The organism is Staphylococcus simulans (assembly GCF_003043455.1).
Taxonomy (GTDB): domain Bacteria; phylum Bacillota; class Bacilli; order Staphylococcales; family Staphylococcaceae; genus Staphylococcus; species Staphylococcus simulans_A.
In genome coordinates this window covers 26,762-42,878 of record NZ_PZGG01000017.1, presented here as the reverse complement: position 1 = coordinate 42,878, position 16,117 = coordinate 26,762, and the positions used below count along the sequence as shown (strand labels likewise).

At 35.0% G+C, this 16,117-nt stretch carries 15 protein-coding genes; 3 read left to right on the top strand and 12 right to left on the bottom strand.

Features of this window, described 5'->3' with window-relative positions; all coding sequences use genetic code 11:
• The 9 genes from BU038_RS04735 to BU038_RS12410 all read right to left on the bottom strand — a co-directional run.
• A partial coding sequence (locus BU038_RS04735) for a P-loop NTPase fold protein (RefSeq protein ID WP_142402590.1) occupies nt 1-1,455 on the bottom strand: 1,455 nt, incomplete at its 3' end.
• A gap of 173 nt (nt 1,456-1,628) precedes the next feature.
• On the bottom strand, nt 1,629-2,351 hold the full coding sequence (locus BU038_RS04730; RefSeq protein WP_107605054.1) for a gamma-glutamyl-gamma-aminobutyrate hydrolase family protein: 723 nt from the start codon (nt 2,349-2,351) through the stop codon (nt 1,629-1,631).
• A gap of 276 nt (nt 2,352-2,627) precedes the next feature.
• The gene (locus tag BU038_RS04725; RefSeq protein ID WP_107605053.1) at nt 2,628-3,461 is read right to left on the bottom strand and encodes a CPBP family intramembrane glutamic endopeptidase; all 834 of its coding nucleotides are present in this window, start codon (nt 3,459-3,461) and stop codon (nt 2,628-2,630) included.
• A gap of 238 nt (nt 3,462-3,699) precedes the next feature.
• Nucleotides 3,700-4,611: a ribokinase gene (gene rbsK / locus BU038_RS04720; RefSeq protein WP_107605052.1), complete on the bottom strand. Its 912-nt coding sequence runs from the start codon at nt 4,609-4,611 to the stop codon at nt 3,700-3,702.
• Nucleotides 4,612-4,628: 17 nt separating this feature from the next.
• The gene (gene rbsD, locus BU038_RS04715) at nt 4,629-5,033 is read right to left on the bottom strand and encodes a D-ribose pyranase (protein WP_107605051.1); all 405 of its coding nucleotides are present in this window, start codon (nt 5,031-5,033) and stop codon (nt 4,629-4,631) included.
• Between the two features lie 17 nt (nt 5,034-5,050).
• Nucleotides 5,051-5,932: a ribose/proton symporter RbsU gene (gene rbsU, locus BU038_RS04710; protein WP_107605050.1), complete on the bottom strand. Its 882-nt coding sequence runs from the start codon at nt 5,930-5,932 to the stop codon at nt 5,051-5,053.
• A gap of 170 nt (nt 5,933-6,102) precedes the next feature.
• The gene (gene rbsR, locus BU038_RS04705; protein WP_107605049.1) at nt 6,103-7,098 is read right to left on the bottom strand and encodes a ribose utilization transcriptional repressor RbsR; all 996 of its coding nucleotides are present in this window, start codon (nt 7,096-7,098) and stop codon (nt 6,103-6,105) included.
• Nucleotides 7,099-7,255: 157 nt separating this feature from the next.
• On the bottom strand, nt 7,256-9,838 hold the full coding sequence (locus tag BU038_RS04700) for a CDP-glycerol glycerophosphotransferase family protein (protein ID WP_107605048.1): 2,583 nt from the start codon (nt 9,836-9,838) through the stop codon (nt 7,256-7,258).
• 21 nt (nt 9,839-9,859) lie between these two features.
• The gene (locus BU038_RS12410; RefSeq protein ID WP_158262783.1) at nt 9,860-10,015 is read right to left on the bottom strand and encodes a hypothetical protein; all 156 of its coding nucleotides are present in this window, start codon (nt 10,013-10,015) and stop codon (nt 9,860-9,862) included.
• Nucleotides 10,016-10,288: 273 nt separating this feature from the next.
• On the opposite strand from BU038_RS12410, the gene BU038_RS04695 reads away from it, so the two are divergent.
• Nucleotides 10,289-10,897 carry a class I SAM-dependent methyltransferase gene (locus tag BU038_RS04695; protein WP_107605047.1) on the top strand — a complete coding sequence of 203 codons (609 nt, stop codon included), beginning with the start codon at nt 10,289-10,291 and terminating at the stop codon, nt 10,895-10,897.
• A 145-nt stretch (nt 10,898-11,042) separates the two neighbouring features.
• Here BU038_RS04695 and BU038_RS04690 read toward each other — a convergent pair whose 3' ends face one another.
• Together BU038_RS04690 and BU038_RS04685 are read right to left on the bottom strand one after the other, a co-directional pair.
• Nucleotides 11,043-11,792, bottom strand: coding sequence for a sugar phosphate isomerase/epimerase family protein (locus tag BU038_RS04690; protein WP_107605046.1), 750 nt, complete (start codon nt 11,790-11,792; stop codon nt 11,043-11,045).
• 175 nt (nt 11,793-11,967) lie between these two features.
• Nucleotides 11,968-12,246 (bottom strand): GNAT family N-acetyltransferase, encoded by a 279-nt coding sequence (locus tag BU038_RS04685; RefSeq protein WP_107605045.1) that lies wholly within the window; start codon nt 12,244-12,246, stop codon nt 11,968-11,970.
• Nucleotides 12,247-12,432: 186 nt separating this feature from the next.
• Between BU038_RS04685 and BU038_RS04680 the strand changes: the two genes are divergently transcribed.
• Nucleotides 12,433-12,813 (top strand): (4Fe-4S)-binding protein, encoded by a 381-nt coding sequence (locus BU038_RS04680; RefSeq protein ID WP_107605044.1) that lies wholly within the window; start codon nt 12,433-12,435, stop codon nt 12,811-12,813.
• 164 nt (nt 12,814-12,977) lie between these two features.
• Nucleotides 12,978-14,216, top strand: a complete 1,239-nt coding sequence (gene pbp4, locus BU038_RS04675) for a penicillin-binding protein PBP4 (protein WP_107605043.1) — start codon at nt 12,978-12,980, stop codon at nt 14,214-14,216.
• Nucleotides 14,217-14,280: 64 nt separating this feature from the next.
• On the opposite strand, the gene BU038_RS04670 is transcribed toward pbp4, so the two are convergent.
• Nucleotides 14,281-15,552, bottom strand: a complete 1,272-nt coding sequence (locus tag BU038_RS04670; RefSeq protein WP_107605042.1) for an amidohydrolase family protein — start codon at nt 15,550-15,552, stop codon at nt 14,281-14,283.
• Between the last annotated feature and the right edge of the window lie 565 nt (nt 15,553-16,117).

The following is a 16,117-nucleotide window of genomic DNA, read 5'->3' as shown; positions in this document are numbered from 1 at the left end:
CTGCTGATATGGTTTTATCTTAAAATTAAAGTCAAGTAAATCTCTCACATTCCTTAGTAATGATTCTTGCCAAGGCAATGACAGCATTCTTTTTTCTTTTTCAATAAAGAAATAGGGATAAACTAATTTTTTTAATAGTTCTACATAAACTTTCACATCACTTTTTATATCTAGAACTAAACTATCTTTTATCATCATTCCAAAACTTTTTAGTTCTTCTTCATTTAGTTTATTTATTATATCTCTCGATTCGCTGAAGGATTTTTCAAAATATGCATAAACCAACTCGGAATCTATAGAACTATAATTCTCTATTCTTTCAATTTGATATAAAGGGAAATGCATTTGTTCTTTTATAGATCTAAATTTAAATAATCCATCATACTTCTGATGGAAAAGATTATAAATGAATCTTATATCACTAGATTGTTGAGTTAGACAGTTGTTTTCAAAGACGTCTAATAATGAAGGAATGTTATTGTTATGTGACTCTAAACTCCACTCATATACATCTTTGATATTATGAGAAATATATTTATATTCTTTATTATAAAAAACATAGATATAGCATAAATAAATCATTTCTCCAGCATTAACTTTACAGTTTCTCTTTTCGACGTACTCATGTTTAAAAATGTTAAATAACTGCTTCGCTTCTCTATATGTTCGTTGGTCTTCAATAAATTTATCTTTCACATCATTAATTAATAATGTATCTCTTTGCTTAATATTATCTTGTCGAATAATGTTATTTAAACGATTCTCTAAAACTTCCCATATAAAGTTAGGGTTTGTTTCATAAGGTATCGATGTAATTTCATTCAATATTTTTTGAATAAATATGTTTTGTTCATCAGCTATTTTAGAGTAATCTCCAACAACAATAATTAAGGAATTTTCAAATGAGTTGATAGTCGATAGTTTGCTATATAATTCATTCCTTTGTCCTTCATCTATACGGTCAAAATCGTCTATAATAAAAATTACATTATTATTTTTGGCTAAATATTTACAAATTCTTTGCCTAAGCATTTGAGTCATTGAAAGTTTATCTTTCCAATATGTGAATAATCCTGTTAGAACTAAATAAAATCCCACAGAAACGAATACCCAAATATTTTGTATAAGAGGTGTGGCTTTTAAATACATAGTTAATGTTTGTATTAATCCAATTATAATTATTATGATAAAAGGCATTAAGCTATACAACCAGTATCTTTTAGGCATCAGTTTTAGATAAATATATTTATAAAAGTCATCAGAATTACTTTCATCCCAAAAGTCTAACCAAATAAAATCTCTTTCCTTTTTATTATTTTTATTTACACTTTCTTGAATTAGATTAAGATAACTAGTTTTACCGGTTCCCCACTTACCATTTAACAAAATCGAACCATTGTATCCTGAATTGATATATTTTCCAATAAAATCTTTTACGTGTTCATCTAGACCCAATTTATCGTCTTTTTTATTTTTGATTGCGCTATCTTGTAAAATGATTCAAACCTCCTTTTGTAAATATTTAATTCAGTATAACTGATAACCAACTCTAAAAGATAAAAATATACTCTATTTAAAAGAAACAAAAATACTACCTTCCGATTTTTCTAGAAAAGGTAGTATTTTTGTCATCTTCTTTCAATTTGATCCACAAAATCTTTAAATAATGCATCCATACTGCTTTCATGCCACAACATTTCAGGGTGCCATTGAATACCGACCATGTATGGATATGATTCTGATTCAAAGGCTTCAATCACCCCATCATTAGATTGCGCCATGACTCTGAAACCTTCTGCGAGTTGATTAACGACTTGGTGATGGAAAGAGTTCACATAGAATCGACCTTCAGGAAATAACGCACTTAGACGCGTGTTCGGAAAGACTCTGATTTCATGTGTCTTCTCGGTTGGATTTGTCGGTTGCCAATGTCTGAGTGACTGTATTTGGCGATAAGACGTATCTTGGAATAAAGAACCGCCATGAAAGACATTTAATACTTGGGCACCACGACAAATCCCTAGAATCGGTATAAAGCGTTCTTTCGCTTTCTCTATCAATTTAAAATCAAACACATCTCTCGCAAGTAACGTTTCACCCAATTTGTCTTGTGGGTCCTCATTGTATAGCTGTGGACTGACATCTTGTCCCCCGCTTAAGAGTAAAGCATCTACTTGTCTGATTTGTGCTTCTATAATGTCATCATTATCTGTCATAGGAATGACCATCGGCACAGCACCTTGCTTCACAATCGAGCGGATATAATCCTGATTGACATAACAACGCTTATAGCCTGGAAACATCCCTGCTTGATCCGTTAATATATTTGCGGAAATACCTATCGTTTTCATGATGTTTGCCTCCTGTTGTTGAATAACTTTAATTATAGTAAGACCATCGGAATTGTCAATGTGAATTCACAATCTTCAGATATTAGTACAATAAAAAAGACAACCTACAGCAGTGTTTTGAAATTTGTAAAGCTATAATTTTTTGATCTGATTCATACGCTTTCAATCCTTGTCACTAAAGGATTTCTTTTAAAAATAAATATTAAAAAATCCTCTTTCATAAATGAGAGACACTCATGAAAGAGGATGAAATAGACTAATTTCATTTGTATTAAGTTAAAAGTTTACTTTGAGCCGCTTCGCCAAATTAATAATCAGCACGATAAACAATACTGTTAAAATAATACTGCCTTCGATACCCATCGTACCGCCTGTCAACAAGTTATCTGTATGATACTTTGTTTTAAAGAAACTGAAATTCAGTTCATTCCCGCTGACATTAATCCCATAAATACAGCCTTGTACGAAGTTCCATATAATATGGAAACCCGCAACTGTCCAAATTGTCCCATCAATTCTATAGATTAAAGAAAAGATGATACCGACTAAGAAGATATTCGTCACACCGACAATTGAGATATTAGGGGTCATCCCATGTAGTAAGGTGAAGACCACTGCTGAACACACAATCGCAAAACGATCACCATATCGCTGTGTTAAACGTGTTTGGAGATACCCGCGCATCAAAAGTTCTTCTGCGCTTGCTTGAATACAAAACCCAATAAAAGCTAAACCGATACCCAATAACACCGTTTGATTCAGCGTATTACCGACAATTGAGATATTGCCGAATAGTACTAAAATTAAAACCACTACAGAGAACACAATAAAGCCGAACAAACCACCGATGCCTAGCTTTCTAAAAGCGTAGGCGCGATAAATACCGACTGAACTTAACGGAAGGTGTTCTCTGTTATGTACATACCAAAAGAGAATTAATATTGAAAATATAAATGGGACAGGAAGTAAAATGACTTCTTGAAGGGGATGGTTTCTGGCCATTAAGTAAAACGGCCCCGCAAACAACCCGCCACCCAGCATCATCAAGATGGATAAGAGTGAAAACTTAAGCCAACTTCCCTTATAATGTTGTGTAAATTGATTTTCCATAAGTTGTTCTCCATTATATAATTAGTATAGTTTATCTATTTAATTTTCTCACAATCGGATATCTACCGCAAATATTATTTATTAACTCCATTAACTAAAGAGTGTGACACCTCTGCCAGTGTTTCATATGATTTATCATATTCTTAATCATTTACATCTCCCTTATCATGCATAAAATTAATCTCAAACAATAAAAAAGCCTATCCGCGCATATATGGGATAGGCTTTTGAAGTTCGTTTAGTATTCAATGTCTTTTGCGAATGGAATAGAGATTTGCGCCCCTGCTTTTTGAACCGTATAAGATGCTGCTTTATTCGCAAAATCAATCGCAGTTTCTAAGTTCATTTGTTTCACGTCAAACGCACTGACAAATGCGCCGATAAAAGTGTCTCCAGCTGCTGTTGTGTCGACCACATCAACTTTATACGCTTTGACTAAGCCAGAATTGCCTTTGACTGCGTAATACGTTCCTTGTGCACCGATAGTAATTAATACGACTTTGATGCCTAAACTTAAGAAATAGTCTGCGTTTTGCGCCATTGATTTTTCATCTGTCACTGGAATACCAGATAAAATTTCCGCTTCAAACTCATTCGGAATAATCACATCGATAAGTCCTAACAATTCTTCAGGCAATTCGCTCGCTGGTGCTGGATTTAAAATCGTTGTAATACCATGCTTACGCGCAATTTCAAACGCACGGATAATCGCAGGTACAGGTACTTCTAATTGTGCTACTACATAATCCGCTTCTTTAATTACCGCTTCAGCTTGCGCCACATCTTCAGGTGTGATATCCATATTTGCGCCGCCATAGACATAGATAGTATTGCTGCCGTCTTTATCTACTGTAATAAATGCTTGGCCCGTATCTGCGGTTTCTGATTCTGTAATATAATCCGTATTCATCCCTGCTTCTTTGAAACCTTCAAACATAAAGTCTGCTAAACCATCTTTACCGACTTTTGAAATAAACGTCGTATCTGCGTTCATACGTGCTGTCGCAATCGCTTGGTTCGCACCTTTACCGCCGCCGTATTTCTTTTGTCCCTCTTTGACATGCAAGGTTTCACCAGGTTTCGCATAACGTTCAACAGTTAAGAATTGATCCACATTTGTTGAACCTAAAATTACTACTTTATTCGTCATACTTTATCTCTCCTCGCTTAAAATGTCACATTAGATTCTAAAATAATATTTGAAAATGGTGTGATTTCACCTGTACGTATATTGCCTTTGTTTAATGGATGACTTAAGTAGTCTTTCATTTCTGTATGTGGAATAAATGCAATCTCTACATCATCCTCTAATAACGCTTTGATTTGTTTCAGCTGTGTTGAATTATGTGTTTTAATTTCTTCAGCTAAATAGATTTTTTGAATCTTCATTTCTGTTAAGACCGTTTCTAGCACATCAATAAAGCGTGGCAACTCTTTTGTGACTGCCAAATCAATTCTACGTGCGTCATTTGGAATCGGCATACCCGCATCATTAATGGTTAATAAATCAAAATGACCGATTGTCGCAATGGCTTGTGAAACATGACTATTTAATACAGGGGTTTTCTTCATTTCTATTCCCTCCAAAATTATTTAATAAAGACTGTGACTGTTGCGGCAGCTAAAATTAACACTAAACCAACTACCGTAATCAACATTTCTTTCTTCGTCTTACGCTGATTTAAGAAATAAATACCTGTTAATGTCGCAAGAACCACTGACGTTTGAGATAGGATAAAGCCTGTCGCAAGACCATTCATATCTGGCTGTGCTGAAATTAAGTAAGTTAAAGCCGCAAATGCGAAGAAGAAACCTGAAATGATTTGAAGCCACGTAATCTTATTTTTAAATGGATTATCTTTCTTCATCATTGTTAAACCATAGATAACTGCGACAAGAACCATACCCATAGCTTGAGGTAAGAAGGCTGCTTTCCCTCCGATATCTGTCGCTTGTGGTGCAGCTGAATATAACCAATAACCAATTTCACCAATCAGTAAGATAACCACTGCTTTCTTTAAGTTGCCGCTGTTTTGTTCCTCTGGATGTTCACTCCATACTGTCATACGTGCACCGATTAAAATCACAATTAACGCCACAAAGCCGATAATTTTATTACCAAGGCCTGGCCAGTTCCCTAACGCAAAGACGCCCCATAATGAAGCACCCAGCAATTGGAAAGCTGTTGTGACTGGCATTGCTCTTGAAGAACCGATAAGTTCAAAGGCTTTGAACGTTAAAATTTGACCGAAGCACCAACCTGCTCCAGAAAGTAACGCAAACATTAAGTTCATGCCTGTCGGGAAGTGTTGAGCGGTCACTCCCGCAAAGACTAACGCAAAGATTAAGGTCCCTACGGTTGTTCCGATAATTTGATGGACCGGTTTACCTCCGAACTTCGACGCAATCGTCGGGAATAAACCCCAACCAAGCAATGGACCTAAACCAATCAGTAAAGCGACTAGATTCATGAATAACACCTCTATTTTTTTCTATATGGATTTAGTAAAACGTTTTACTTTACTCACATACTAGCACTTTTTATTTTGTTTGTATACGTTTTCATAAAGATTTAAGATTTTAGACATATAAAAAAACGAGTACACTTATCAAAAAATAAGTGTCCCGCTTTGATTAATCCTCATTGATTTAATTGTTGTGTTGTTTCTCTAACTACCAGTTCATTCGGCAATTCAATACGTTCAACACCTTGATCAGTATCCGTAATCTTCTTCACGATTAATCTCAGTGCTGTTTCACCGATTAACGCAATGGGTTGAGCTACTGTCGTTAATGCCGGTGTCATATATTGTGAGAAACTGATATTGTCATAACCTACAACTGAAACCTCTTCAGGTACAGTTTTACCGTGTTCTTTTAGACCACGTATGATTCCGATTGCCATTTCGTCATTAATCGCAAAGACCGCAGTCACTTGACTGTCAATAATTTGATCAACGATATGTTTACCGCCTGAAGGTGACAGCTCTGTTTCTATTTTCAACGGTGTTTGAACACCATGAGACTCGCAATAATCTTCAAATCCTTTTACCCGTGCCTGCATATTCGACATCATTTCATACGGTTGCACAATAGCGATATGTTGATGATTTAAATCGATGAGGTGTGCTGCCGCTAAAGCACCGCCTGTTTGTTCATCTGTTCGGATGATATCGGTATATCCGTTATCTTCACTTTGGTCTAACACGACATAAGGAACATTGTGTCTCTCTAAATAATTATTCATACTTTCAGGTTGATCGATTAATCGCGCAATGACTAAACCATCCATCCCTCTTTCAACTAAATGTTTGATGTTGTGTTCTAAATGATTACCCGAAGTACTTAAGAAGAATAAATCCACATAATCTGGCTTATGTTGTTCCATACTCTGCATAATCGCCGAGAAGAAAGGATTCGTTAAACTGGGTACTAAGACTCCGATTAACTTAATCGTATGCCCTCTTAATTGTTGGGCATTTTTATTTGGAATATAACCTAATTTATCTTTGGCTGTTAACACTTTATCAATCGTTGCTTGTGAAAAGCGTTCTTGTTTATGATTTAAAATATGTGAAACCGTGGTTAAGGATACACCTGCTTCTTTTGCGACATCTTTAATTGAAACTTTCTTCATGAGTGCTTATTCCCCTTACGTTGACAGACTCGCTTACGCAAATGTGCCACCTTTTTATCTCTTTCATCATATCATCTCTGATTTCGTTTGTAGAGTTCAATTCAATACAATCAGCCCGTATTGCTACATACAATACAGGCTGTGGTTTAGTTTATGATTATTTTACATGACTCGCTTTTTGAGCGTTTTGTTTTTTAAGTTCCTCGCAAATACTGTGATAGATACGTGCACAGTTTTGATGATCGATATGGTTGAAAATCAAGCTGCGGTCATATTGTTGCGGTTCATTGTATTTTACTTTGTCTGTGATTTTACTGATTAATTCATTTTCTGAATACGTAATATCACCGATAAAGGTTTCGTTAATCGGTCTTAGAATCCCTTTTCTAAAGAACTTATTCACATCAAAGTGATAGAAAATAACTGGTTTATCCATATAGTTAAAGTCTGTGCTGACTGTACTGAAGTCTGTAATCAGTAAATCATGTTCAATCAATAAATCTTGAACTGTTTTTGTCCCAAGCTCTATAAAGTTCACATGTTTCAGTTCATGTTCACTTAAGTAATCTTGGAAGAATTGTTGGGCTCTATAATGCGGATAGAAGTTGATTTCCACATTGTACTGTTCACTTAAAGCTTTTAATTCAGGATTATTTAAAAAGCTGATATAGCGTCTTAAATATTCACTTTTTTCAAAAGCTTCATTACTGTTCAACCAATCACGCCATGTCGGCATAATTAAAACTTTTTTCATTTGTTGTTTAGGTTTCAACGGCAATCTATCATAACGTGCTAAGCCAGTCACTGCGATTTCTTCAGGTTCATAGCCCATTTCATCAACTACGATATCGTATTTTTCATGGTGACTAGAGACGTTGAATAAATCGAATGGATCATCATAGAATTTCTTATGATATTCAACATTCTTTCTACCGAGAACTCCGTGTTGTAAGAAGATTTTAATCGTTTCATCATAACCGAAGAATTGTGGTGCTGCTTTATACGGCATAATATTTTCAATATCATGGGTACTCATGACCACTTTCGCTTGTGGCGCGATACGTAAGTGTTCATCTGAACCAAAGACTAAGACATTATCCATATCTTTGATTTTTTCATAGTCTTTAGAGTCGCCATCAATGACATAATAAACATCCGCATCAGCATGTTGGTACAGCCACTCAAAGAGCTGAATGCCGCTTTCTTGTGCTGTATCTGTACGTTCCCCGACCATCCAGATATTCGGATCTTTATGATTGTGGTCATTTAAAATTTGAAGTTGACGTTCTGTCATCGTAAACGTTTCAAATTTAATGTTTTTGAACGGTGTCAACGTCAACATAAAGAACGTCGTGAAGCCATTCTCTTCTACTGTTTTTAAGGTATGGATACCATCTTTTTTATAGACACCTTGACGATATTTGATTTTTTCTTTTCTGATTAATGTATCTTCATCATAAATCGTAATAAAGACATCAATAATCGATTTATTTTCAGTTAATATCGCATTCAATTGGTCATAATCAATTGGGATATCATAAACGCCTCTCGCAATCGGTAAATGATATTGATTACCTGAGATACGTTCTTCAAAAGTTAAATAATATCTACAATGTTGATACAGCGGATGTGGCTGGAAATACATATTCAGACTTTCTTCTGCCACTTGGTTAATCCCTAATTTAAATTTGGGTTTACGGTGTGTGACTGTTAAACCATATCGATTGCGGATTTGAAGTTGATAAATTTCATGATCGATTTGATGTAAGGCATCAAACGGTCTTGTCTTACCTTGGAGTAAATAACAATGGTCATTAATCTCAATAAATAGTTTCTTTTTAATCGTTGTTTCTAAATGGTCTAAAGATAATTTAGCTGTAACTTTATTGCCCATCATCACTTGTGTCGGTAAGTAAACTGCGTTTTCATAATCAACATCAATTAAACCGACTCGGATTTTATCTGTTTCATCAAAGCTGCCTTTGATAAGGAAAGAAAGGTTAATGTCTTCAGTATTCATTAACTGTGTCATGTATATTTGATCTACTTCATAATACATACGATCAATCGAGAGTTGTTCACCTGTCCAGTCATATTCCATAAAGTAATGGTGCACGACTTCTGGTGCTTCTATTTGTGCTGGATACATTGTCGTTCCTTGTATCACATGCACTTTATACTGCTCTTTTTTTAAACGATCTTGAATATAGGTGTAGTTGATCTTGTTATCTCTAAGATCTAACACTTTCATATTTTGATCGTTGATTAAAAACACACTGTCTATCGGCGTTATACTAGAAACTTCCAGTGTGTCAGGACCTGCGCTTGTTAGCGTAATAGGTAAAGCTTCGTTCACAAACTTGAAGCCTGTTTTAACAGGTTTGATCGTAATAGATTGATTAACAATCAGTTCGAAAATACCATGGTCCATATAGTATGTACGTTTTAATTCTGGTGCACGTGTCAGCCATAAAGCTTTTTGACCGTAATAGAATTTTATCGTTTGTGCAGGTTCAGCATGTGTAATAAAGTCGCTTTTAATGGCGACTGTTAGTTCGTTTTTTTGGTGTGATAAGATGTCGAACGCAATATCTTGTCCGTCTAAAGTAATCGAGAAGTTGCGTGTATTAAAATAGATGAAATTTTCGTGACTGCATTTAAAGATAATGGTCCCTGGTTCTTTAATAATGTCACGTATCATAAATTGTCTGGTTAATTTATATCTGATTTTTTCAAGCACTATTTAGATGACTCCTTTCAACTAATTTTCTTCATCATTCATCCCTTGCATCTCATTAACATCTTCAGGTGTTTCAATATCCACTTCTGAAAATGCTTGATGGCGTTGTTTTAAGAGACGCTTCCATAACCACCCTAGTATCACTACAGGAAATAACCACAGGATGTTTTTCCTCATATCCTTCACCTCTATTTCCCATAAATTATAACATGATACATTAAAAAAACACGATATTTTTCACATTATCATTTTTTATATGAAAAAATATAATTAAAAACAACTAAAAAAGTTACTTTAAACCATTTCGGTAGTAAAAAACACAGATTACAACTTTAACTTCTTATGAACTTTATAAGGGACAAGATTAAACAAACAATCAATTCGTTTTGATTGCCTAAGTCTTCTAATCTTTTTAGACTAGTACTGAGGTTAAAGAGAGGAGGCATCACCATGAATCATTGGGATGAAAAATTTGATTCCGACACATATATTTATGGTAAAGAAGCGAATCAATATGTTAAAAGCGTCTTTTCAGAAAAAGTAGACACACCAAAGAAAGTGTTGATGTTAGCTGAAGGTGAAGGACGTAATGCGGTTTATCTTGCAACATTAGGTTATGATGTCACAACGTATGATTTATCTAAAGTAGGCATCGAGAAAGAATTGAAACTTGCGGAAGAAGCAGATGTCACAGTCGATGCGAACTATGGTGATATCACAGCGGCTGATTTAACAGAAGAAAATGCCTATGATTACAGTGTGAACATCTTCGGACACGTTCCACCAGAAGGTAAACGTGGTATGTTTAATAACTTGATCAAACCTTTAAAATCAGAAGGTCATAGTTACTTTGAACTTTATTCAACAGAACAGCTTGAAAATAAAACGGGTGGCCCGCCAAACAAAGCCATGCTTTATGAAATAGATGAAATCAAAGGTTACCTTGAAGACCTTCCTGTTAAAATCCATAGTTTAGAAAAACGAGATATTGAACGTAAAGAAGGCACTGCACACACAGGCCATGCGAGTGTTATTCAAGGCCATATCGAAAAACTATAATAGATAATAAAAAGCTGAGACATGTATTAAAGAATACTTTGTCTCAGCTTTTATTTATCTTTTAAAACCTCAATGGTGTTTTGTGTGAAGCAGATGAAGTTGTGTTGAGCTCACTCTGTATAAGCAAACTTTTCAGCAACTATCGCTACTTTCTTTCATTTTCTAATACTTCAATTGACTGCTTATCTCTTAATACTTCATCAACGTCACTTGAAGGATATTCAAGACCTATTGGTAGCCCTGTTGGTAATTTTTCAACTACTGATCTCCAATCAATAATACCTTTATCTAAGGATGTAACGATAAAGTTACCATCTTGTTCCGCTAGGTTTTTCAAGTGAATATAAGTAACATATGATCCTAGTGTTTCAGCCGCATCAACTTCACTTTCTTGAACATATCGGAAATTACCCAAATCAAATGTATAACCTATATTTAATTTAGCTTGTTTAGCATCTTGTAAAAATTGATTAATCTTATTAATCGTTCCTGACTGTTGTGTTTGATCATTTTCAACCGTAAAGTTAAATGGTTGATCATTAATAAAGTTCAGTTGTTTTAATTGACTAAAATGTCGATAATTTCCAATCGACATCTTTACATTAACCACATTAAGACGCTTAGCTTCTTCAAAATATTCAAAAATTTTAGGGTTTAATTCACCGTCATCTAAGAATATATAATCAGGCACACTATAAAATAACTTAATGTTTTTACTTTCTGCTGCTTTGCGCATCTCTGGAATTTCTTTGTCGATATCCACGAAGTACTCTCTTCTAGGTTCAATGTTTTTGAAACCTAAAGATAAAATATCATCAAAAAGTTCAACTTGTTTCAAACCACTGTTAATTTTTGCTTGAAATACTAAGGTATTAAATACTAAGTTGTTGTTCATTGTTGTTCAGTCCTTTACATAAATTAAGTAAACCATTTACCATTCTCATTCATATCATAAACTGGTTTACTCAAAATGTCGACGCTTTCATTTCTTTATATTCAATAATTAAGACAAAAAACAGACCTCTCTAAAGAAGCCTGCTTGTTATCATAAGTCGTGTGTATAGAATGTATTAGCTCTTTAATACGTCCGCATATTCTGGTTTTTTATCAAAGACACTTTTCGCAAAGGGACATAACGGAACGATTTTCATATTATTTTCTCTTGCATAATTGACTGCTGCTTCTACCATTGCGTACCCTACGCGTTGACCACGCAATGCTTCTGATACTTCTGTATGGTCAATAATAAATAAGTCTGGTCCTGTTGGGACATATGTCATTTGTGCTTGATAGTTATTTTCATCTTGGCCTACATAAAATTTATTGTGTCCGTGTTTTACTTCTGTCATTGAAATCACTTCCCTCTTTTTATTAATTTGATATTACCTTGTGCACCTCTTAAAAGCAAGAATATTAACTTATAACGCAATACTGATTATGATTATCAATAGTATAACAAGTAATATTAATTTTAAACAACTTATTTATGTGCTATATTGAAAATAAGTATTTGGCACAATATAAGGAGTGATAATATGAGAAAGATTTATACAAGTGAAACAATTGATGTCTCTTTTGAACCTGCGCGTTGTATCCATGCAGCTGAATGTGTGAAAGGATTACCACAAGTTTTTGATACAAAGAAGCGTCCTTGGATAGACCCTGCGAATGCGACTGCTGATCAAATCGCAGAAGTTGTAGAACGTTGTCCAAGTGGTGCGTTAGAATATCATCGCAAAGACGGTAAACCAAATGAACATCACGAGCACACTGAAATTTCAATCGGCAAAGATAACCAAATTATTATTAAAGGTGAATTTACGTTAAACCATAATGGTGAAGTCGTTAAATTAAACCGCGCAATTTTAAAAGGCGGTCCGAATGTTTCAGATAATCCATTCTATACTTTAAACTAATCGACATTTTAACTACACTTCTAGACTCGTTTGTAAAAGAGTTAGAAGTGTAGTTTTATTAAGTTTACGCTTTATTAATAAATCTTATTTAAATAGAGTTGAATACAGTATTCTCTTATAGTAACGTAAGGGTATATTATCTTATAAAAGGATGGCCATACATTGTGAAAAGAGTTATAAGCATCATTGTGTCAGTTATGTTTTTAATGAATATACTGATTGCACCTACCGCTCACGCTGAACAGACGCCAATAGACGTTGCGAAAGAAAACCATCAAACGATTCAAAAACAGTTTGATCCTAAAAGTGCCTATGTGACAACCGAACAAGGACAGATATTGTATGATTACCATGGTACACGTACCATCGACCCTGCTTCTACCGCAAAGTTGATGACCGTATACTTAATATTAGAAGATATCAAACAAGGTGACATTCACCTTTCAGATAAAGTTAAAATCACACCGACTTACGAACAAATGTCTCAACTTCCGAATTTGACGACATTTCCATTAAAAAATAAACAAACCTATACTGTAGACCAATTGTTGAAACAAGCCATGTTAGAGTCTAGTAACGCTGCGACATTAGTACTTGCACACCATGTGGATGGCGATGTGTCTAAATTCACAGATCGCATGAACCACAAAGCGAAACAATTAAGGATGCATCACACACATTTTACTAATCCGAGTGGTGCGAATAACCAATTGATTCATCAATTTATCCCAAAGGCTTATAAGAACGAAACAACCTCCCAAAGTACAGCACAAGACATGGCAATACTGTCTCAATCACTCTTGAAACAGTATCCTGAGGTGCTCAATTACTCAAAGTTAGAAACTGACAAACAGTATGGACAAACACTAAAAAATACAAACTTATCATTACCGCATGGTCCAGATGCGTTAAAAGTTGTAAACGCTGACGGTCTAAAAACAGGTACGAGTGAAAATGGCTACAACTTAGTGTTAACGGCTAAACAAAAAGATTTACGTATCAATACAGTCGTTATGAATGTACAACCTTACCCTAATGAAGCTGCGAAACATGCACGACAAAAACTTGCGAATGCTTTAACGGAGGAAGCTTTCAAAAACTATGAATACCGTAAAGTCATCTCTAAAGGCGAACATGAGATTGATGGTAAAACGTATGAAGTTAAAAAAGACTTATATGATCTGGTGCCTAAAGATAAAGCTAAATATGACTTGAAAATTATTGAAGATGAACAATTAAAAGTAGACTATCCTAGAAAATTCCTTAAAGGTTATCATGCACCTTCTGTTGAAGTTGAACCGGTGACACACTGGGGTACTTTGATTTTAGGTGCGCTTGTCATGATTGGCGGTGTCATATTACTGACTGCGATCATCTATATTATTGTGAAACGACGTAGATAATCATTCTATATATATAAAATGAGCGGAATCTCACAGGTTCCGCTCATTTTTTCGAATCATATTTTTATTTTGTTTTACGTGTGACATCTAGTTCTGTTTCATATTTAGGTAGTGCTTTCTTGAACAAGTATTCACCATGACGTACAGACGCTAGGCAGTCTGAGCGACGTCTTTGTGCTTCAAATACTGTTGGCGCATCTACTACAATAAAGTTAGCAGGTTTGCCTTCATCTAAACCATATTCATCTTCAATACGCATTAATTGTGCACCGTTGTAAGTGATTAAATCAAAGTTGCGTGGGAAGTCTTGTTCACGCATTAATTGAGTCGCATGCAGACCATTATCTAAGATATTCATCAAGTTACCTGAACCTGCTGGATACCATAGGTCTACGATAGAGTCTTGACCAAATGCGACATTGATATCGTTATCTACAAATTCTTTTACGCGTGTTAAACCACGGCGTTTAGGATACGTATCTTGACGTCCTTGCAGGAACAAGTTCTCTGTCGGGCATGAAACAAAGTTCAAGCCAGATTGACGGAATAAGCCCATCATACGGAATGCATACGCATCATCCGCTGAACCGAATGAACAAGTGTGAGAAGCTGTCGTATAAGGACCATAGCCTTGTTTCATTGCTTCTGCGTTCAATTGTTCGAGGTAACGTGCTTCTGCGTCATCTGTTTCATCACAGTGTACATCAATCAATTTGTCATATTTGATTGCGAGACGTACGATTTCTTTCACTGATTCTGCACCATCTTCAGGACTCCATTCGTTATGCGGAATACCTCCGACACAGTCAGCACCTAGTTTCAATGCTTCTTCTACTAAGTCACGGCCTGTTTTACCGTTTTCTTCGAATGAATACATACCGTTTTGTGGGAATGCGACTACTTGAATCGTGATATTATCTTTCAATTCATCTCTGACTTCGATTGCCGCTTTAATCCCTGTTAAATTAGGGTCTGTACAGTCTGTTTGCGCACGGATATATTGTGTTCCATAGCTTGCGACATCATTGACTGCTTTACGCATACGTTCTTTCATTTCTTCTTTTGTCGTACCTTTTTTATAATCATTCCATAAATCAATCGCTTCAAATAGCGTACCTGATTCGTTTTTGATTTTAGGATCTTGTCCTGTAAAGTAGTAATCTAAATGCAAGTGTGAATCTACATAAGGTGGCAGCACTAAACGTCCTTGTAAATCGATGACTTCATCAGCGTCACCTAAATCATTACCGAACGCCGCAAACTTGCCGTTCTCTACTAAGATTTCAGATGCATCGCCATGTTTATAAATTGATGCGTTAATAAATTTTTTGCTCATTTCCATTCCTCCATCTCTCTTACCTTCACAAACAAAAAATTATTCAGTATTCCAAAAATGTTACGTCTCAATTTTATCAACTTAAGATTCAATAAAGAAACTTAACGCATTGAGTTTTACCACTTCGAAGCTATTTTAACCATATGTTCAAGCCGCTCCTATATTGATATGTAAAAATTATTTTATATTTTAATTGACTTGTATTGTAATATTGTTATATTATATAAATGCGATATAAAGAGCTAAGTAAGCTGTCACTTACTTAGCTCCGAGTAAAGGCTCACAATGGATCTTGTGAAACTCTAACGAACCTAAATGGTTAGTTAACTTCTGTACTTAATCGTGGTTAGTACAAAAGTTATTTTTTGTTATCTTATTGATAGCTGCTTTTTAGTGCGTACGTGACTGTAACAATGGAACGTCCGCTTTTAATTATTATTAAAACAAGTTAGATAAAACCACCTCGATTGCTTTATTAAAGGTTCGAGGTGGTTTTTAATTGATCCAATTTAGACAGCAACTATTAGACTTTTATAATGCACTCTACTAGAGACTCAATCATATT

Excerpts from the sequence above, each read along its gene's own strand:
- BU038_RS04670 (WP_107605042.1), bottom strand. The coding sequence starts at position 15,552 with ATGAGCAAAAAATTTATTAACGCATCAATTTATAAACATGGCGATGCA.
- BU038_RS04680 (WP_107605044.1), top strand. The coding sequence starts at position 12,433 with ATGAGAAAGATTTATACAAGTGAAACAATTGATGTCTCTTTTGAACCT.
- BU038_RS04725 (WP_107605053.1), bottom strand. The coding sequence starts at position 3,461 with ATGGAAAATCAATTTACACAACATTATAAGGGAAGTTGGCTTAAGTTT.
- rbsR (WP_107605049.1), bottom strand. The coding sequence starts at position 7,098 with ATGAAGAAAGTTTCAATTAAAGATGTCGCAAAAGAAGCAGGTGTATCC.
- BU038_RS04730 (WP_107605054.1), bottom strand. The coding sequence starts at position 2,351 with ATGAAAACGATAGGTATTTCCGCAAATATATTAACGGATCAAGCAGGG.
- BU038_RS04690 (WP_107605046.1), bottom strand. The coding sequence starts at position 11,792 with ATGAACAACAACTTAGTATTTAATACCTTAGTATTTCAAGCAAAAATT.
- BU038_RS04695 (WP_107605047.1), top strand. The coding sequence starts at position 10,289 with ATGAATCATTGGGATGAAAAATTTGATTCCGACACATATATTTATGGT.
- rbsD (WP_107605051.1), bottom strand. The coding sequence starts at position 5,033 with ATGAAGAAAACCCCTGTATTAAATAGTCATGTTTCACAAGCCATTGCG.
- rbsK (WP_107605052.1), bottom strand. The coding sequence starts at position 4,611 with ATGACGAATAAAGTAGTAATTTTAGGTTCAACAAATGTGGATCAATTC.
- BU038_RS12410 (WP_158262783.1), bottom strand. The coding sequence starts at position 10,015 with ATGAGGAAAAACATCCTGTGGTTATTTCCTGTAGTGATACTAGGGTGG.
- rbsU (WP_107605050.1), bottom strand. The coding sequence starts at position 5,932 with ATGAATCTAGTCGCTTTACTGATTGGTTTAGGTCCATTGCTTGGTTGG.
- BU038_RS04685 (WP_107605045.1), bottom strand. The coding sequence starts at position 12,246 with ATGACAGAAGTAAAACACGGACACAATAAATTTTATGTAGGCCAAGAT.